Source organism: Blastocatellia bacterium, from assembly GCA_035573895.1.
In the GTDB taxonomy this organism is placed as follows: Bacteria; Acidobacteriota; Blastocatellia; order HR10; family HR10; genus DATLZR01.
Genome location: DATLZR010000039.1, coordinates 1 through 18,736 on the forward strand (window position 1 = coordinate 1; position 18,736 = coordinate 18,736).

19 protein-coding genes are annotated in these 18,736 nt (G+C 60.9%); 8 read left to right on the top strand and 11 right to left on the bottom strand.

Annotated features, from left to right (window positions below; genetic code table 11):
- The 4 genes from VNM72_04255 to VNM72_04270 form a co-directional block, all read right to left on the bottom strand.
- The coding region (locus VNM72_04255; protein ID HXF04611.1) for an LUD domain-containing protein at positions 1 to 539 on the bottom strand (539 nt) is incomplete at its 3' end.
- A complete protein-coding gene (locus VNM72_04260; protein ID HXF04612.1) occupies positions 536 to 1,993 on the bottom strand; it encodes a LutB/LldF family L-lactate oxidation iron-sulfur protein in 1,458 nt (485 codons plus the stop codon). The genes VNM72_04260 and VNM72_04255, both read right to left, overlap by 4 nt.
- 47 nt (positions 1,994 to 2,040) lie before the next feature.
- Complete coding sequence (locus VNM72_04265) at positions 2,041 to 2,769, bottom strand: (Fe-S)-binding protein (protein HXF04613.1); 729 nt, start codon at positions 2,767 to 2,769, stop codon at positions 2,041 to 2,043.
- 130 nt (positions 2,770 to 2,899) lie between these two features.
- Positions 2,900 to 3,394: an AAA family ATPase gene (locus VNM72_04270; protein HXF04614.1), complete on the bottom strand. Its 495-nt coding sequence runs from the start codon at positions 3,392 to 3,394 to the stop codon at positions 2,900 to 2,902.
- A gap of 231 nt (positions 3,395 to 3,625) precedes the next feature.
- Between VNM72_04270 and ribE the strand changes: the two genes are divergently transcribed.
- The 3 genes from ribE to VNM72_04285 all read left to right on the top strand — a co-directional run bounded on the left by ribE (position 3,626) and on the right by VNM72_04285 (position 5,223).
- The gene (ribE, locus tag VNM72_04275) at positions 3,626 to 4,096 is read left to right on the top strand and encodes a 6,7-dimethyl-8-ribityllumazine synthase (protein ID HXF04615.1); all 471 of its coding nucleotides are present in this window, start codon (positions 3,626 to 3,628) and stop codon (positions 4,094 to 4,096) included.
- 66 nt (positions 4,097 to 4,162) lie between these two features.
- Positions 4,163 to 4,588, top strand: a complete 426-nt coding sequence (gene nusB / locus VNM72_04280) for a transcription antitermination factor NusB (GenBank protein HXF04616.1) — start codon at positions 4,163 to 4,165, stop codon at positions 4,586 to 4,588.
- Positions 4,589 to 4,626: 38 nt separating this feature from the next.
- A complete protein-coding gene (locus tag VNM72_04285) occupies positions 4,627 to 5,223 on the top strand; it encodes a hypothetical protein (GenBank protein HXF04617.1) in 597 nt (198 codons plus the stop codon).
- A gap of 41 nt (positions 5,224 to 5,264) precedes the next feature.
- On the opposite strand, the gene VNM72_04290 is transcribed toward VNM72_04285, so the two are convergent.
- The 7 genes from VNM72_04290 to rimP form a co-directional block, all read right to left on the bottom strand.
- Positions 5,265 to 5,921 (bottom strand): CPBP family intramembrane glutamic endopeptidase, encoded by a 657-nt coding sequence (locus VNM72_04290; protein HXF04618.1) that lies wholly within the window; start codon positions 5,919 to 5,921, stop codon positions 5,265 to 5,267.
- Complete coding sequence (gene alr, locus VNM72_04295) at positions 5,918 to 7,102, bottom strand: alanine racemase (protein HXF04619.1); 1,185 nt, start codon at positions 7,100 to 7,102, stop codon at positions 5,918 to 5,920. Before alr ends, VNM72_04290 begins: the two co-directional genes overlap by 4 nt.
- 35 nt (positions 7,103 to 7,137) lie before the next feature.
- Positions 7,138 to 8,169 carry a 3-deoxy-7-phosphoheptulonate synthase gene (aroF, locus tag VNM72_04300; protein ID HXF04620.1) on the bottom strand — a complete coding sequence of 344 codons (1,032 nt, stop codon included), beginning with the start codon at positions 8,167 to 8,169 and terminating at the stop codon, positions 7,138 to 7,140.
- A gap of 25 nt (positions 8,170 to 8,194) precedes the next feature.
- A complete protein-coding gene (gene rbfA, locus VNM72_04305; protein HXF04621.1) occupies positions 8,195 to 8,602 on the bottom strand; it encodes a 30S ribosome-binding factor RbfA in 408 nt (135 codons plus the stop codon).
- An 84-nt stretch (positions 8,603 to 8,686) separates the two neighbouring features.
- Positions 8,687 to 11,218, bottom strand: a complete 2,532-nt coding sequence (gene infB / locus VNM72_04310; protein ID HXF04622.1) for a translation initiation factor IF-2 — start codon at positions 11,216 to 11,218, stop codon at positions 8,687 to 8,689.
- Between the two features lie 94 nt (positions 11,219 to 11,312).
- Positions 11,313 to 12,695 carry a transcription termination factor NusA gene (gene nusA / locus VNM72_04315; protein HXF04623.1) on the bottom strand — a complete coding sequence of 461 codons (1,383 nt, stop codon included), beginning with the start codon at positions 12,693 to 12,695 and terminating at the stop codon, positions 11,313 to 11,315.
- A gap of 50 nt (positions 12,696 to 12,745) precedes the next feature.
- Positions 12,746 to 13,216, bottom strand: a complete 471-nt coding sequence (rimP, locus tag VNM72_04320) for a ribosome maturation factor RimP (protein HXF04624.1) — start codon at positions 13,214 to 13,216, stop codon at positions 12,746 to 12,748.
- 723 nt (positions 13,217 to 13,939) lie between these two features.
- Here rimP and VNM72_04325 point away from each other — a divergent pair.
- The 5 genes from VNM72_04325 to lon all read left to right on the top strand — a co-directional run.
- Positions 13,940 to 14,140: a hypothetical protein gene (locus tag VNM72_04325; protein HXF04625.1), complete on the top strand. Its 201-nt coding sequence runs from the start codon at positions 13,940 to 13,942 to the stop codon at positions 14,138 to 14,140.
- Positions 14,141 to 14,170: 30 nt separating this feature from the next.
- Complete coding sequence (locus tag VNM72_04330) at positions 14,171 to 14,908, top strand: rhomboid family intramembrane serine protease (GenBank protein ID HXF04626.1); 738 nt, start codon at positions 14,171 to 14,173, stop codon at positions 14,906 to 14,908.
- Between the two features lie 83 nt (positions 14,909 to 14,991).
- Positions 14,992 to 16,257 carry a GAF domain-containing SpoIIE family protein phosphatase gene (locus tag VNM72_04335; protein HXF04627.1) on the top strand — a complete coding sequence of 422 codons (1,266 nt, stop codon included), beginning with the start codon at positions 14,992 to 14,994 and terminating at the stop codon, positions 16,255 to 16,257.
- A gap of 45 nt (positions 16,258 to 16,302) precedes the next feature.
- Complete coding sequence (locus VNM72_04340) at positions 16,303 to 16,656, top strand: Hsp20/alpha crystallin family protein (GenBank protein HXF04628.1); 354 nt, start codon at positions 16,303 to 16,305, stop codon at positions 16,654 to 16,656.
- A gap of 171 nt (positions 16,657 to 16,827) precedes the next feature.
- A partial coding sequence (gene lon, locus VNM72_04345) for an endopeptidase La (protein ID HXF04629.1) occupies positions 16,828 to 18,736 on the top strand: 1,909 nt, incomplete at its 3' end.

Below are 18,736 nucleotides of genomic sequence, written 5' to 3' on the forward strand. Positions count from 1 at the left end.
TCGGCTGTGAGAATGGCCATGTGAACCGGTGGCACGAGCGAAACCAGGCGGCCTTCGCTCGGCCCCGTTCGCACGACCAGAGTCCCGCTCTCGGCCAGCCCGAAATCCGCTCCGGTAATGCCGAGATCGGCCGTCATCAGCCGGTGCTTATACTCCTGCCGTGTAGAGGGAGCGTTGTCGGCGGGTAAGGGGATAATTTCGATTCCCATCTCGGCGAGCAACGATGCGACTCCGAGCGAGAGGATAACGGGGGACGCCGAGAGGGCGACGGAACGGACGTTGCGCTGAAGGATGACCTCTCGAACGCCAGCGCGCCCGTCTTCGCTCGTTCGAGCGAGAAAAACGTGGGCGCGAAGGGCTCTCAATTCTTCCATGAACCGGTGCACGAGAGCGTCGCGATCTAATCCCTTCGGTGATGACCACCGATCCTGAGCGGCTTCGGCGCGACCAACGGTTATGGCATGTGCTCGTTGAGCGATCGCCAGGTTATCCCGAATGGCCGTGAGAATAGCGTGTTTGTATCCCCCGTGTGTCATCATTTTTCGGTGCGGTGAGAAAGGTCCTTCCATCGCTTGCGGAACGGCTGGGGCGCAAGTGGGGGCAGATCGCGATCTTTCGTCCATTCGGAGAAGGGATAGAGCGGCAGTCTCCGGATTCTTCCGTCGGCGACGAAAAGTTTCTGCGCCCAGCGCGCGAGGGTTGCGGCCAGCCGATACCGTCGCTCGCTCATCATCACAAAGGCCCACAGGGCCATGCCCACCCGTTCTCGCCAGGCGGGACGGGGGCGCTGGTCGGGTGTCCCTTCAATGGCCCGGTGACGCAACGCGAGCAACAGTCGGGGGAAATCAATCCCCACCGGGCAGGCATCCCGACAGGCACCACAGAGCGAAGAAGCGAACGGCAACTGACCCGCCTGACGCAAACCGACCAGTTGTGGTGTGAGAATCGCGCCAATCGGCCCCGAATAGACCCATCCGTAGGCGTGGCCGCCGATCGTACGATAGACCGGGCAGACATTCAAACATGCGCCGCAGTGGATGCAGGCGAGCGCCTGTCGCAGGTCGGGGTCAGCCAGCATCGCCGAGCGCCCGTTATCCACAATCACAACGTGCAGCTCGTCGGGTCCATCGGGTTCGTCGGGCCGTCGCGGGCCGGTGAGCAACGACACGTAGGCCGACATCTTCTGACCGGTGGCGCTGCGTGGAAGGAGTCGCAGGAAAACGGCCAGATCATCCCATCGCGGGATGACCTTCTCGATTCCCATCAGGGCCACATGAACCTCCGGCAGGGACGTGCTCAGGCGGATATTTCCTTCGTTTTCCACCAGGACGATGGTTCCCGTCTCGGCGACGGCGAAGTTCACGCCCGAGATTCCCAGACCCGCCCGATGAAATTTTTCGCGCAGTGTGCGCCGCGCTGTGCGCGTCAGTTCCTCGATGTCGTCGCTCACGGTGGTACCGAGCGCGTTTCTGAACAATTCGGCGACCTGCTCTTTGCTCTTGTGAATGGCCGGAGCGATGATGTGCGACGGGGGTTCGTGGGCGAGTTGAACGATGTATTCCCCGAGATCGGTCTCCACCGGCGTGATGCCTGCTCGCTCCAGGGCATCGTTCAAGCTGATCTCTTCGGTCAGCATGGACTTGCCCTTGACGGCGAGCGTGACGCCGTGTCGCCGGGCCAGTTCCACGACATACCGACAGGCGGATTCTCCATCGGGCGCCCAGAACACATGCCCGCCAGCAGCTACGACGCGCTCGGCGAACTCTTCGAGGTACCGATCGAGATGTTCGAGTGTATGTCTTTTAATCTCTTGGGCCCGCTGTCGCAGCTCGTGCCAGTCGGGCATCTCGCTCAGGGCGCGTTGTCGCTTCTCCGAGAAATTCCTCGTCGCCCGGCGGAGAGCGCGCCGAAGCGTCTCATCCGCCAGGGCCGCCCGCACGTTGTCGAGGAAATGATCGCAGGTGACCTTCATCGTCGTCTCAGCCGGTCGCATCGCGTGCTATCCCTGCAGATGATGCTGACCGATTCGAGAATGTGACTTCACTCTGCGGCCAGCAACTCGGCCAGATGCATCGTTCGGATGGCGGACCCGCATCGGCCGAGCATCCCGGCGATGTGCATGAGGCAACTGCTGTCGCAGGCGATGACCGCATCCGCTCCCGTGCGCTGAATCCTTTCGATCTTGTCGCGGGCCAGGGCTGCCGAGACGCCGGCCAGTTTCACGGAAAAAGTGCCGCCGAAGCCGCAACACGCATCGGCCTCCTCCATCTCGATGAACTCGATCCCCTGCACGGCGCGAATGAGGCGTCGGGGTTCCTCGCGCACGCGCAGCTCCCGCAAGAGGTGACATCCGTCGTGATAGGTCACGCGCCCGCGATACCGTGCGCCGACATCCTCGACCCCCAGGACGTTGACCAGAAAATCCGACAGCTCGTAGACCCTCCGACCGAGAGCGCGCGCTCGCTCGGCCAGCCGGGGATCGTCTTTGAACAGCTCGGGATAGTACAGCCGGATCATGCTCACGCAGGAACCCGATGGGGCGACGAGGTAATCATCTCCGGGGAAGAGGTCGAGCATCCGTCGGGCCAGATCGCGAGCATACCGGCGATAGCCGGTATTGAAGGCTGGTTGGCCGCAGCAGGTCTGCCGGGGATTAAAGGTCACAGTAACGCCCAATCGCTCAAGCAGCCGGACCACGCTCTCACCCACCAGGGGGAAGAATTGATCCACCACGCAGGTGATCAATAGCGATACGCGAGTCTGCATCATGATTGTCTTTGACCGTCGGTCAGTTCTCCCGGAACGGGGAATTATGTCGGTCGCGGGAGAGTTTGTCCACCAGACACCCGATGTCGGAACAAGCGTCCACTCTCACGGCCGTGACAACGACGCTCTCTGGTCAGGGGACGCAGAGTTCGACATCTTCGCCGAGGATGATGATCTCATCGAAACCTTCGGCGAAGCGGGGAGGGAAACGGTTAAGCTCCTGAAGCATGCGGCGGAGGACCTCGTCGGGAACGGTGCGGTGGCGAGCCTGGTTTCGCTGCTGACAGACATGCAACGGAACTTGTAACCAATAACCGATGATCCAGTCCGCTCCCTCACGACGGAGATCACCAAGCGTCAGTCGGCGAAATCGGGGATTGATGTTGGTGGCGTCGTAGATGACACTGCGTCCGGCTCGCAGTGCCGCCAGCAAATCCGCCCGCGCCTGACCAAAGACATCGGCCGGATGACCCTGGATAGATTCATCCCCGTAGAGGTGCTTGCGAATCTCATCGGAGCTGACAATGGTGCTCGGATTGTACCGGGCGGCCAATCGGTGAGCGAGTGTGCTTTTGCCGGCGCCGGGGATGCCGATCAAAATATGGGCCACCAGTCCCGCTCTGGTCATCTGTTCCTCACGATGATGTCGGTTCGGGAATCTTTTAGCGCAAAGCCGTGAGATTCGCCAACCGACGGAGGCTCATCTGGAAGTAGCGCCGACATTCCCGTCGGCGAAAGAAAACGCAGGCTGGAAAGCCTGCGCCACAAGGGAAGCGTGCGCCGCACGTTTCGTCCGGGCTCGCTCCTTGCATCCCGGTGTCGTTGCCACTACAATTGGCCCGGCACGCGAAGGGAAAAGATGATGGAACCACCAATTGTTCAAGGAGCGTTGCGGGCCGAAGGACTCAGCATCGCTCTTGTCGTCAGCCGATTCAACGACTTCGTGACGAATCGGCTTCTGGCCGGGGCGCTCGATGCGCTCGAGCGGTTGGGAGCCGACGAAAAAAATATCGCCGTTTATAAAGTTCCCGGCTCGATAGAACTTCCGCTTGTGGCCAAGCGGTTGGCGGCAACGCGCAAGTGGGATGCTATCATCTGCCTGGGCACGATCATTCGGGGGGAGACGCCTCATTTCGATCTCGTCGCCAGCGAAGCGGCCAAAGGGATCGCCCTGGCGGCACTGGAAACCGGCGTCCCCATTATCTTCGGCGTCATCACGGCTGATACGCTGGAGCAGGCGATCAATCGCGCCGGTGCCAAAAGCGGCAATAAGGGATTCGAGGCGGCCATGGCCGCTGTGGAGATGGCGAACCTCTGTCGGGAGCTGTGAAACCTCGCTCATCACGCGCGAGCGCGTGATGAGAAACGACGCGATGTTTGACAGAAACGGAGACGTATGGGATCACGGCGCAAGGCTCGGGAATCAGCGATGCAGATGCTCTACGAGCACGACATTGTGCCGCAGTCGGTGGAGGAACTGATCCGCACCTACTGGCGGGAACTGCGCGACGATGCCGATTCCGATGTCCGAGCCTTCGCCGAACGGCTCGTCCGGGGAACGCTCGACCATCTCGACGAGATTGATCGGTTGATCGCCACCAAAGCCGAACACTGGCGGCTCGAACGCATGGCCACGGTGGATCGCAATATCCTCCGGTTAGCCGTCTATGAGTTCCTTTACGAGCCCGATACGCCGAAGGTCGTTGTGATCAACGAAGCGCTGGAGATCGCCCGTCGCTATTCCACCTACGAAGCCACCCAATTCATCAACGGCTTGCTCGATGCCATCCGCCGGACTCTGGAAGCGGAGAAAAACCTATAGCCGCCTCATCTGTCAAAGCAGCCGGAAGAGGAGGTTTTATGACCCGACGACCACTGATCATGATTGGTCTCGTGCTGGCATTCTGGGGAGCTTTTTTGCCCAGGCCCTCGGTGTCTCCTGACGGGCCACTGTTTCTTGTGGATCCGGCGACGCCCTCGTGGGGACCACAGGCCGGTCGCGTCAGCAGTAAGAAAGCGGAGGGAACGAAGGAATCCACCGAACGACGAACAGCTCCGGGAGCGCCGCCGGGGGTGGATGCGTCGCTACCCGTGCTGGTGACGATGTCCCCCGCTGATTTTGAGTCCTGCGGCCTCGCCAAGCTATCGCCGGAAGAACTGGAGCGCCTCGATCGCTGGATTTTCAAACTGCTGACGATGGCTTCGGTGACGCCGTCGGGGGAGATCATCTTCCCGCCGCCGGGTTCGCAGACTCCGCCCACGCGAACCGGTGAGGCCGAAGCCCAACTCAGCGAGATGCAGATTCGCTTGAACGAAATTCGCCAGATGGCTCTGCGACTCTCCAACACTCTGAACTATGCTCGACTCGCGCTGCAACGACGCGATGTCTACGGAGCCGAATCCTACCTCTTCTCGGCGGAATCTGACGCTCAGCGAATCCTCCAGGCCGCCCGCTAGGAGACCTTCCGAGCGGCATCCTCTCGGTGCGATCCTCGGATTCAGGGGACCTGCCCCCAGTATCCCCAGCCGACCTTCATGTTCTGAAGCAATGATCGAGGAAGGGCATTGGCCAGAAGGGCGCTGACGAGCGTGTGCGAGAGAGCGAGCGCGAAAAGATTCGGCTGCTGGGAAAAGACCCACGCCCACACCGCTCCGCCGATAAATGTCCCGACGGTGAGCACCGGATTCGGCAGGTGCAGCAGAGAGAATACGAGCGCCGTGCCGAGGATGCTCTTTCGGCCCCGACCATACGCATCCTGAAGCCGTCGGTGAACGAATCCCTGAAGCGCGTACTGTTGAAGCAGTGCCCACGGCGGAAGCGTCCGCAGGTGGAAGAAAAATCGGTCGCCGAGGGCGAGACTGTCGGCAGCCAGGCCGATGGCGACGATCACGAGTCCGGCAATAGCCGTCGGCAGGGCCAGCAGCCGGAGGGCGCTCGAAAAATTATCCAGCCGCACGCCCAGCGTCTTGAGCGTGTCCCGATGACGGAGATTCGATGCCGCGGCGATGACGAAGGCCAGCAGCGAGAGGTAAAAATTCGCCTGAAGAAATGCCTCTCGTTCCCGGAAAAGAAGCGGCGTGACCCAGATGATCGTCACAACCGGGAGAAGGCCCAGGGCAATCTCCCCGATGCACTCGCGTGCGCTTCTGATCATGTCCTCGAATCGGTCGCGCAATCAGAGCATTCACCCGTTCCCACGAAGCGGCGCGGAACGCGCCCGCCGATGCCGGAGGTGATTTCGTAAGAGAGAGTTCCGACGGTTCCGGCGAGATCTTCGGCGGTGAGCGTTTGTCCGTTTTGTTCGCCGATGAGGACGACCTCATCGCCCGGAGCAGCCTCGGGGACATCGGTCACGTCAATCATGGTGAGATCCATGCTCACGAGTCCGACAACCGGAGCCCATCGGCCGCGCACCAGGACGCGCCCGCAGTTGGATAGGGCGCGCCGGTACCCATCCGCGTAGCCGATGGGAATGGTGGCGATGCGACTTTTGCGACGGGTGATAAATGTCCCTCCATATCCCAGAGGCGTTCCCGCGGCGAATGTTTTCACCAGCATGATGCGGGTGTGAAGCGAGAGAACCGGCTTGAGGGTCAGCGGGCGTCCAAGAGGTGATCGGGGAGGGAGAACATCGCGCCACAGTCCGTAGAGGAGACCTCCCGGTCGCACCATCGTTCCCCACGCTTGAGGATAACCATAGAGTCCCGCGCTCGCCGCCAGGTGGCGGGAGCGAGGCCGATAACCGGCGGCCTCGATCTGACGAAGGGCCTGGTTGAATCGCTCAATCTGATCGAGCGTAACACCACCCTTTGTCGGATCGCCCGCTGACGCCAGATGCGTCATCAGGCCGTCCAGTGTCAGTTGCGTCAGACGGCGGAAGCGCGTGAGGAAATCTTTCAGCTCCTGGAGAGGCAGGCCGAGTCGCCCGAGGCCGGTGTCCACTTTCAGGTGAATGGCCATGGTCGTCCCGCGCGCGTGGGCCCTCGCCTCCAGACGTTCGGCTGCGGCGATGTCTGAAATGACGGGCGTGAGCCGGTAGTCAAAAAGGATGTCTTCTTGACCGGGCCAGAAGCCAGCCAGACAGAGAATGGGGCGAGAAATTCCCGCCTCTCGCAACATCACTCCCTCTTCGGGCAGGGCGACGGCGAACTCATCGGCTCCGGCTCGCTCCAGCGTCTGCGCCACCGGGAGGGCGCCATGACCGTAGGCATCGGCTTTGACCACAGCGCAGATCTTGACCCCGTCACTCACATAGGATCGCACGGCGCGAAAATTGTGGACGAGATGATCGAGATTGATCTCGACCCAGGTCGGGCGGTGAGGATCGGCGTTCATGATGGCGGTGGGAGATCACCCGCAGGGATGCTCCCTCATGACGGCTGTAGTGTTCGCTCGGCCTTTTGTATGATGGCAGCGATCTCGCGGACTTGCTCGACCATATCGCGAAACATTTCCAGGGTGAGGGCCTGCGGACCATCGGAGAGAGCGCGATCGGGCTGGTGGTGAACTTCGACCATGATCCCATCAGCTCCCACGGCGACGCCGGCGCGGGCCATCGGGATGACCTTGTCGCGCTGACCCGTGCCGTGACTGGGATCAACGAGGATGGGGAGATGGCTGAGACGATGCACCGCCGGGACGATCGAAAGGTCGAGCGTGTTGCGGGTATACTGATTGAAGGTTCGCACGCCGCGCTCGCAGAGGATGACGTTGTAATTGCCTTCGGCCAGGATGTACTCGGCCGCCAGCAACAATTCCTCGAGCGTGGCCGAGAGGCCTCGCTTGAGCAGGACGGGAATCCGCGCCTGACCCGCGCGACGAAGCAGGCTGAAGTTCTGCATATTGCGCGCGCCGATTTGCATCACGTCGGCGTAGCGCTCGACCCAATCGGCGCTCTCCTGGTCAATCGCCTCGGTGACGATCTTCAATCCGAACCGGGCGCGCACCTCGGCGAGAATCTTGAGACCCTCCACGCCCAATCCCTGGAACGAATAGGGCGAGGTGCGCGGTTTGTACGCGCCGCCGCGAAAGAGCCGGATGCCGAGACGGCTGACCGCGTCGGCGATAGTCATCGTCTGCTCGTAGCTTTCGACGGCGCAGGGACCGGCGATGATGGCGATCTGCTCACCGCCGATCTCGACATCGCCGACGCGCACAATGGTTCGTTCCGGCTTGACCTCACGGCTGACGAGCTTGTAGGGCCGGGAAACGGGAACGGCATCAACGACCCCGGGCATGCCTTCAAACAATCCCGGATCGAGCGGTCCCGGATTGCCCGTGATGCCGATGGCCGTGCGCTGCGCCCCCGGGATGACGTGGGCGCGAAAGCCAAGAGCTTCGATCTTCGCAACGACGGCCCCGATCTGTTCATCCGTCGCTGTCTTTTCCATCACAATCAGCATGACCCGCTCTCTCTATGGGATGGTCTCAGTCGGAAAGGGAATCGGAGGAAGGTTCTCCTGCCGGAGGCTGATGTGATTCGGACTCACCGGCCTGTTGACGAATCTCCTGAAGCACATCCTCGATGCGGGCGGCGCGGGCGATGGAGTCATCATAGGCGAACGTCAGCTCGGGAATCACCCGCAGATGCAGCCGGGGGAAGAGCTGCCGCCGAATATATCCGGCCGCGTGGTTGAGGACGGCCACCGTTTGGTCTCGATCCTCGGCCGGACCGAGATGCGTGACGTAAATTTTGGCGTGGCGCAGATCGGGACTGACGGTGACGCGGGTGATCGTCACCAGACCGAGGCGAGGATCGTTCATCTCATAGCCGACGATCTCGCTCACCTCTTCCTTCAAGAGTTCGGCGATTCGTTCGGGCCGATACTTCTTCATCGTCGCCTCTCTCGGTCCACAAGCCGCCTCTGCCGGTGCTTCGCCGGGCGCGCCTATCGCTCGGTGGGGACGCTCGGCCCCGAATCACAACGTTTGGGCGACCTTCTCGATCACGTAGGCTTCGATCACATCGCCCTCTTTGATGTCGTTGAATCCCTGAATGCCAATACCGCACTCAAATCCGGCCTTCACCTCACTGACATCTTCCTTGAAGCGTTTGAGGGAGCCAATCGTTCCCTGATAGACGACGACGTGATCGCGGAGGACGCGGACGAGCGAATTCCGCCTGATGACCCCATCGGTGACCAGGCATCCGGCCACGTTGCCCACTTTGGCGATGCGGAAGACCTGACGGACTTCGGCCCGGCCGAGGGTGACTTCTTTCTCCTCGGGGGCCAGGAGTCCGAGCATGGCGTTGCGAATCTCCTCCTCGACTTTGTAGATGATCGAGTGGAGACGAATATCCACGTTCTCCTGCTCGGCCACTTCGCGGGCTCGTTGTTCGGGTCGGACATTGAACCCGATGATGATGGCCGTGCGCTGCATATCGTTGGAGGCGGCGGCCAGCAGAACATCGGACTCGGTGATGGCTCCCACACCGGCGCGGATGACGCTCACTTTGACTTTGTCGCTGGAGAGTTTCTCCAGGGTTTGCCGCAGAGCTTCGAGCGAGCCCTGGACATCGGCCTTGAGGATGACCTGAAGCTCTTTGACCTGACCGGCCTGCATGCGTTGATAGAGCTGTTCGAGGCTGGCGGCGGCCGTCGCCCGCGCTTTGGCCTGGCGTTGTTCGAGCTGGCGCATGGAAGCGATCTTCTCGGCCGTGGTCAGGTCTTCGACGACGACGAGCTTATCGCCCGCCTGAGGGACGGTCTCCAGGCCGATGACCTCAACCGGCGTGGCCGGTCCTGCAGCGCTCAGCGAACGACCGAGGTCGTCAAACAGCGCCCGCACTTTTCCATAGGTGGCTCCGACGACGAACGGATCGCCGACCCGCAACGTTCCCTGCTGCACCAGAACAGTCGCCACTGGACCGCGCCCTTTATCGAGTTTGGCCTCCAATACCGTGCCCACGGCTTTTCGATGGGGATTCGCCTTCAGCTCCAGGAGGTCGGCGGTGAGGATGATCATCTCCAGCAACGCGTCGAGATTGATCCGACGCTTGGCCGAGACTTCAACCATGACGGTCTTTCCGCCCCAGCCTTCCCAGAGCAGGCCCACTTCGGCCAGCGCCTGCTTGACGCGCTCGGGATTAGCCTCGGGTTTATCAATCTTGTTGATGGCCACGATGATGGGGACGTTGGCGGCGCGGGCGTGTTCGATGGCCTCAATGGTCTGCGGCATGACGCCATCATCGGCGGCCACGACGAGAACGACGATGTCGGTCACCTGTGCGCCCCGCGCCCGCATCAAGGTGAAGGCTTCGTGACCCGGCGTGTCGAGGAAGACAATGCGACGACTCTTGCTGCGGTCATCGGGATCGGGAACTGTCGCCACATACGCCCCGATATGCTGGGTGATGCCTCCGGCTTCGCGCTCGGCCACATGCGTTTCCCGAATAGCATCGAGCAGACTCGTCTTCCCATGATCCACATGGCCCATGACGGTGACCACCGGCGCCCGGGGCACCAGCTCTTCTTCCTCTCCCGCTTCGATCAACCGCTCGATCTCCTTCTCCTCGACAAGCTCCTCGAAGCTCGTGAAGTGCACATCATAACCGAGTTCTTTGCCGATCTCCCGAGCGACCTCCGGGTCGAGCGTTTGATTGATGGTCGCCAGGATGCCTCGTTGCATCAGTCGTCGCACGACTTCGCGGGGCGCGACCTGGAGGGCTTCGGAGAACTCGCGGACGGTGACCCCTTCCATCAGCTTGATGGGTTTGATCGCCCGGACCGGAGGCGGAGCCACAGGGACCGTCACCACCGATGTTTCCGCCGCCGGTTCGGCCTTGGCTGGCTGAGGACGTGCCGCTCGAGGATAACGCCGCCGCCGGCGATCATCGCGCGGAGGCACGTAGACGGTGGGAACTTCTGTTGGTGCGGGCGCAGGAGGCTGAACCGCTCCCGACGGCTTGAGCACGATCACCTGCGTCCGCGGCGTGGGACGAGCGGGTTCGGGAGCGGGCAGTGATTCCGGCGGGCTGGCCGCAGGAGCCTCCGGTACAGGTGCCGGTTCCGGCTTCTGGGCCACCGGCGCCGGTGCGGCTTCCGCAGCTACCGCGGGAACAACCGAAGGAGGCGGCGGAGGGGGAGGAGGCGGTGGCGGAGCCACCGGCTTCAACGGCGTCACCTTCATGGCGCGTGCCGGTTGCACGACGGGTTCCGGTTCCTCTTCCACTTTCTTCGGTGGGGGCGGCGGAGCTTCTTCGCGCACCGGTGCGGGTTCCGACACGGGCTCCTCCACCTCCGCCGGCTTGGGCTTCTTCACCAGCCGAACCTGAAGCCGCGTCGTCTCCGGCTTCTTGTAGTACTTGGACCGAATTTGCTCGACCTGATCCTCGGTGAGTGTATTGGACGGAACACTCACATCAATGCCCAGACGCCGAGCCTCTTCGATGATCTTTTTCGGCTCGACCTTCAGCTCTCTGGCAAGCTCGTAGATGCGGACCTTTTTCATCCCTTCTTTTCCTCTCGTTTCCTCGTCATCCCTCCCGGATCACCGAGGCCTCCGGGGGAGTCATCCTCGGAGGCCCTACCGATTCTACCCGATGTCAGGTGCTCATCTCCGAAGGGGTCACTCCCTCCGGCTCCGCTTTTGCGGCAGCCGAAAGGCCGGCGGCAGATGTCGCCTCCGCCGCGTTCTCTTTCCTCGCCTGCACGAGTTCCTGAGCAGTAGCAACGAGAGTGCTGGCCTCGTTGTAACTGCAATTGAGCTTCTCGGCGATGCCATCCACTCCCACCTGAAGCACCTGCTCAACCGTAGTGATCCCCTGGCCCACAAGACGATCAATCCAGGGTGCGGGAACGCGCCCCTCCATCGTCCGCAGCGGAGTTCCTCCCTGTGTGACGAACTGTTCCATCTGAGCCGCAATTTCCCGTTTGACCTCCGATTCGCTGCGGATGTCAATATTCCACCCGATGAGTTTGGCTGCCAGCCGGACATTTTGCCCCGCTCTGCCGATGGCCAGCGATTGCTGGTCGTCTTCGACGATCACCTCGATCCGACGCTGCACCGGATCCACGATCTCAACCCGGCTGACCTTGGCCGGACTCAGGGCATTGGCAGCAAACTTGGCGGGATTGTCCGACCACTCGATGATGTCAATCTTTTCCCCGTGCAGTTCCCGAATGACGGCCTGCACGCGGCTTCCCTTCATTCCCACGCACGCCCCCACCGGATCAATATCCCGGTCAGTGGAGACCACAGCAATCTTGGCGCGTTCGCCGGGTTCTCGCACGCAGGCTTTGATTTGAACCGTTCCGTCGTAAATTTCCGGCACCTCCATCTCGAACAGGCGCATGAGGAGTTCCGGAGCCGTCCGCGAGAGAATGATCTGCAGTCCGTAGGTGTTCTTAACTTCTTTGGTCACCTCCTTGATGACGGCGCGAATGCGTTCGCCGAGCGAATATCTCTCCGCCTTGGATTGTTCGCTGCGCGGCAGCAGCGCCTCCACCGTGCCCAGATCAACGACCAGATCGCCTCGCTTCTCATAGCGTTTGACGAACCCGCTGACCAGTTCGCCGACCCGCCCGATATATTCATCGTAAATGTTCGTGCGTTCGGCTTCGCGGACCTTCTGGGTGAGGATCTGTTTGGCCGTTTGAGCGGCAATGCGCCCTCCCTCGAACGGTCGGGGGATCTCCAGCATATCACCCACTTCGGCTCCTTCCACGAGTTCGTTGGCTTCCTCCAGGCTGATCTCCCGAGCGGGGTCCGTGACGTGTTCGACGACGACCTTCCGCGCATAGATCTCGATCTGTCCCGTCTCGGGGTTGTAACGGGCATCGAGATCCTCGCCCGTCGCTTTATACTGTTTTTGATAGGCTTTCAGGACAGCCTCGGTGACGGCGCTGATGATGACCTGCAGGGGAATATTCTTCTCCCGAGCGAGCAATTCAATGTTCTCAGCGATTGGACTCGCATTGTTTGGCATAGTCCTCTGACCTCGTCCTCAAGATCGTCGGTTGATCCCGGGCCGATCTCTCATTTCGGCCATCGGAAGGTGAGATGAGCCTTCCGAATCGTATTGTAGGGGATGGCGATCTCTCGCTGGAGGATGCGCTCGCGCACCGTCACCAGGTCATCGGGTCCGATTCCCACCAGCTCCCCGTAGAAGTGCCGTCGCCCTTCGATCTGCTGCCACGTCTCAATTTTCACCTGCTGGCCGGCAAATCGCTGGTAGTCAGTCTTTTTGTAGAGTCCGCGTTCGATGCCCGGGGAGCAGACTTCCAGCGTGTAGCTATGGGCAATGGGATCCTCGACGTCCAGCACCACACCAACGCGCTCGCTGACCACGGCACAATCATCCACAGTGACACCGCCCGGCCGATCAACATACAAACGCAAAACCATATTGCGCCGGTTTCCCACCAGTTCCAGGTGGACCAGCTCATAGCCGGCGGCAACCACCACCGGCTCGACAATCTCTGTAATCCTTTCAACCAAGCTTGCCATTGCCAAAAAAAAGTGGGCTGCCAAGCCCACTCATCTCCAACCCCAACCCGCTTGAAATTTTAGAACCAAATGATAGCCCGAAGATGCAGCAAAATCAAGCGGCTTGCTCCGGAGAGTGGCAAAGGTGCCGATTTGATCCTCGCCACATGCGCTGGTGCGGGGTAGAAACGGGACCCGAAAACGAACGGCGCGTTGAAGAGGCGCCAGTGGGCCCGCACGATGCGGCCGCTCCCAGAAGACGAACCGCATGTTGCAACACGCGCCGCCAGGTGCAATTGTTCAAGGGGCAATGGGCCGCGCAAGCGGCCACCCGAAGGTAGCCAGACGTGAAACGTCTGGAAAACGCGAGACGAAAAATGACGGCGCGTTGAAGACGCCCGAGGCCACCGCACGCGGGCTCCCGGCCCCCGAACGATTGCGGCGACGGATCGAATGGGATAAACCCATCGTTCTTGCGCCTCTTCAAGGCGCGTCGTTCTATTTCGCGTGCATCCAGACGTTGCACGTCTGGCTACCCTCTTGGGGGGCGTCTGCCGACGCCCGGACAAAGACGGAGACGCCAATCGTGTGGATCAACGGCGGGATTGGTGAACGGCGTATTGAGGATGCGCCCCCCGACGGGCAACGTTCAAAACAATGGGCCGCGGAAGCGGCCCACGCGACGGTAGCCCGACGTGAAACGTCGGGAAAACGCGACGCGAATTCATCAACGGCGCGTTGGAGATGCGCCAAAACAATTGCTCATCCTCACCGGATGACGCCGGCTCTCATGAGCGACAGCATCTCCGGCACATTGGCGTGGGCGACTTGCTCGCCGGCGCGCCGGCGGCTATGATTGTCTTCCACGTGTGGGCAATGATGCAGATGGTGAATGAGACGTTCCGCAGCGGATTGATCGAGGCAGGGGCGCCCGCGCATGAGTAGGCCGCGGGATGCAGTTAAGGATCGGAGGCTATGATTCCACTGCACGATAATATCCCCTCCCGCAGCTATCCCATCATCACGACGGTGTTGATCGTCATCAACGTCCTCGTCTTCCTCTACGAGGTGATGCTGGGACCGGCTGAGCTTGAAGCCTTCTTCCAGAGCTACGCCGTCGTTCCGGCCCGTTATTTCTCAGTGGGTTATGTCGACTGGTGGGGGCAAGTGCATCGCTACGAGGCGGAGGACCTGGTGCTGCCCATCTTCTTCGCCATGTTTTTGCACGGGGGATGGCTCCATCTGGGAGGGAACATGCTCTACCTGTGGATCTTTGGCGACAATGTGGAAGACCGCATGGGCCATGCCCGGTTTCTCGTCTTCTACCTGCTTTGCGGCGTTGTTGCTACGGTGGCTCATATTCTGGCCAACAGCGACTCTCAGGTTCCCAGCCTGGGAGCCAGCGGTGCCATCGGCGGGGTTCTCGGAGCTTATTTCATGTTGTTTCCCCGTGCTCGTATTGTGACGCTCGTGCCCATCTGGATTTTCCTTCAGTTCATTGAAATCCCCGCCTTCTTTTTCCTCGGTTTCTGGTTCCTTCAGCAATTTTTCTACGGCGCGTTGACGCTGGGGGTGGAGTCGGCGCAAACGGGCGGCGTCGCGTGGTGGGCGCACATCGGCGGATTTCTCGCCGGAGTCCTGCTGGTCGGTCTTTTCAAACGACGCCCCTCGTTCCCGGTCGGGCGTGATCGCTGGCGCTATGACGATTGGTAGAAGGGGGAAACCGGGCGTCTTGGCGGAACGATTTCGCTTCGAGTAGACTTAACCGATGATCAAGCGGGGAATTCATGGTCAGAATGAGTGACGTTCAGCGGCTTCAAAACAACGTGACGCAGCTTGAGGACAAGCTCCAGGCGCTCATCGAAACGTTCCGCCTGGTGAGCGTCTCGCTCGATCTGGGGGAGACGCTGCACGGAATCCTGGAAGCCGTCAAGACCATGATTCCTTACAATGCCGCGGGGATTTTCGTTTTCGATCCCGAGACGAAACTCCTCCACGGGTTTGAGGTGATCGGCTACGATCGGGCTCTTTTTGATGCTGAGCCCATCGGCTATGGGCGGGGCATCGTCGGCCATGTGATGCAAACAGGCCGGGGCGTCGTCGTTGCCGATGTCAATCGGGATCCCCACTATCTCCGTGTTCGAGACCAAACGCGATCGGAGCTGGCGGCGCCTCTGATCGGCAGTGGCGGGGCGATGATCGGTGTGATCAACCTGGAATCGGACAGACCGAATGCCTACTCGGAGAGCGACCTTGAACTCCTGAGCATGTTCGCCAGCCTGGCAGCTATCGCCATCGAGAAAGCCAATCTTCACGCTCAACTTGTCGAAAAGCGTCGGCTGGAGAGCGAGCTGCGCATTGCCCGACAGGTCATGGAAGCCCTCATGCCGGCGGGGCCGCCGACAGTCAGGAACTTTCAAATTGCCGGGACCATGATCCCTTCAGCCGAAGTCGGCGGGGACTACTACGATTTTATCGAGGTCGCTGATGGTCGCACGGGGATTGTCATCGCCGATGTGTCGGGCAAGGGCATTCCGGCGGCGTTGATCATGGCTACGTTCCGCGCATATCTTCACGCGCTGCTGGGAAATGATTTCGCTCTGCGCTCGGTTTTCCATCGGCTCAACGACCTGCTCATGCGGAGTCTGGAGGAGCGTCACTTCGTCACCGCCTTCTATGGAGAACTCGACCGAGAAGGACGGCGAATGTTCTATCTCAACGCCGGACACAACCCGCCGCTTCTCATTCGCCGGGGGGAGCCGGTTCGCCTGCTCACCACCGGCGGCATCCCGCTCGGTGTCCTCAAGAGAGCCCGGTACTCAGAAGATATCGTCTACTTCTCACCGGGGGATGCCCTCATCCTCTACACCGATGGAGTCACCGAAGCGGAAAACACCGAGGGTGAACCTTATGGCCTGCACCGGCTGGAAAGCGTCGTGCGGCAGAATCTGTCGCTGGATGCCGATGCTCTGTGCGATACCATCATCGAGGATGTTCGTCGGCATGAGGCTGACGACAAACAATCGGATGATGTGACGCTCATTGTCATTCGCGCCCTCTAGCGAACGGTGAGGACGCCGCGAGCCAGGGGGAAGGGAGCTGAGTTCATGGCGAGACGAGAAGATTTGCTGCTGTTCATCAGCCACGGGGCCAGTTTGTCCGAAGGACGATGGATTCCCGCCGCCGATGTCTACCGCACCCCGGATGGCTGGATGATCAAAGTGGAGCTGGCAGGAACGCGTCCGAGCGATATTGAGCTGTGTCTGGAAGGTTCTCATCTTCACGTTCGGGGAGTCCGTCGGGACACGGAAAATATCGGCGAGTGCTACCAGATGGAAATCGTCTACGGACCGTTTGAGCGGGTCATCACCCTGCCCTTCGAAGTGAGGCCGCGGGTCGTTGAGACGGAATATATCAACGGGCTGCTCATTATTCGTTTGCTCTGCGATGAGGGTGATTAGCCGGGGGTTCTTCATCATCGGCGGGCACGGCGATGCTGCCGGAGGGACTGATTCGGATTACGTTTCCGGCAGATTGCATCGTGTTCAGAGACTATGAAGGGGGAGATAGAAGTGAGCCAGGAGCCAACTGCCATCGTTGAACCAACCTCGGCAAGCGGGGAACGAAAGATCATGGAGCTTCCCGTGCTCCCGCTGCGGAACACGGTGGTCTTTCCCTCGATTCCGGTTCCGCTCGTGGTGGGCCGACCGCGCTCGGTGGCCGCTGTTGAAACGGCTGTGGCGAGCGAAGAAAAGCTCATGGTGACGATCGCTCAGAAGCAACAGGTGGAAGAGGAACCGAGAGCCGAGCACCTTTACACGGTCGGCACGCTCGTCGTGATCAAGAAGATGCTGCGCACATCCGAGGACACGACCCAGATCCTCGTTCAGGGACTGGAGCGGGTTCGGGTCCTGGAATTCATCGAGGGGAATCGCTACCTCAGCGCTCGGGTGGAGATCATCGAGCAGCCTCAGGATGAGAGTCTGGAGATCGAAGCCCTCCACCGCAATATCCTGGAGCTGGTTCAGCGGGGCCTCAGCTTGTTGCCGAATGTTCCTCCCGAGGTCGTCAACGCCATCACTTCGACGACGGAGGATCCGGTTCGCCTGGCCTACACACTGGCCATGTTGCTGAACCTGGACGTGGAGAAGGAACAGGCCTTGCTGGAGGCTCCCACCCGGCGGGAGATTCTCCGACTGATGCATTCGTATCTCACGCGGGAAGTCGAGATCCTCGAACTTCGGCGGAAACTGGCCGGGGAAGCTCAGGCCGAAATGGATAAGGCGCAGCGGGAATACTTCCTCCGGCAGCAGCAGAAGGCCATCCTGCGGGAACTCGGCGAGGAAGAACCGGAGCAGGCCGAGATCAACATGCTGCGCGAGCGACTCGAAGCCGCCGATCTTCCCGACGAAGTTCGCGCCGAGGCCACGCGGGAACTCAAGCGCCTGGAACGACTCCCCGGAGCGGCTCCCGAATATCACGTCATTCGCACCTATCTCGAATGGATTCTCGAACTCCCCTGGAGGAAAAGTACTGAGGATAATCTCGACCTGGCTCATGCGCGCCAGGTCCTCGACGACGATCACTATGATCTGGAGAAGATCAAGGATCGCATTCTCGAATTCCTCGCCGTCCTCAAGCTCAAGCCGGGAGCGAAGAGTCCGATCCTTTGCTTCGTCGGTCCGCCGGGTGTCGGCAAGACGAGTCTCGGTCAATCCATCGCCCGCGCCCTGGGGCGAAAATTCGAGCGTATGAGCCTGGGCGGCGTCCGCGATGAGGCCGAACTGCGCGGCCACCGTCGCACCTACGTCGGCGCTTTGCCCGGGCGCATCATTCAAGCCTTGCGACGGGCCGGGACGAACAATCCCGTCCTCATGCTCGATGAAATTGATAAACTGGGAGCCGATTTTCGCGGTGATCCGGCGGCCGCCCTGCTGGAGATCCTCGATCCCCAGCAGAACCATACTTTCCGCGATCATTACCTCGATCTGCCGTTTGATCTCTCGCGCGTCTTCTTCATCTGCACGGCCAACACGCTGGCCACCGTCCCTCCGGCCCTGCGGGATCGCATGGAAGTGCTCAGTCTCCCCGGCTACAGCGAGGAGGAAAAACTGGAGATCGCCAAGCGGTATCTCGTCCCCCGACAGATCGAGGAGAACGGACTGGAAAAGGATCAACTCGTTCTCGATGATGACGTCCTCAAACGCATCATCGCCCGCTATACGCGCGAAGCCGGCGTGAGACAACTGGAACGCGCCATCGGTCAAATCGCCCGCAAAATCGCCCGTCAGGTTGCTGAAGGGAATCCGCCGAAATCAGCCGTGACCGTCGCCGACCTCAAAGATTACCTCGGACCGGAGAAGTTCTTCACCGAGGAAGCTCGCCGTCAGTTGCCTCCGGGAGTGGCGGCGGGGCTGGCCTGGACGGAGACCGGCGGCGAAGTCCTCTACGTCGAGGCCACTCTGCTTCCCGGTGGGAAAGGTTTGACGCTCACCGGACAGTTAGGCGACGTCATGCAGGAATCGGCCCGCGCCGCCCAAA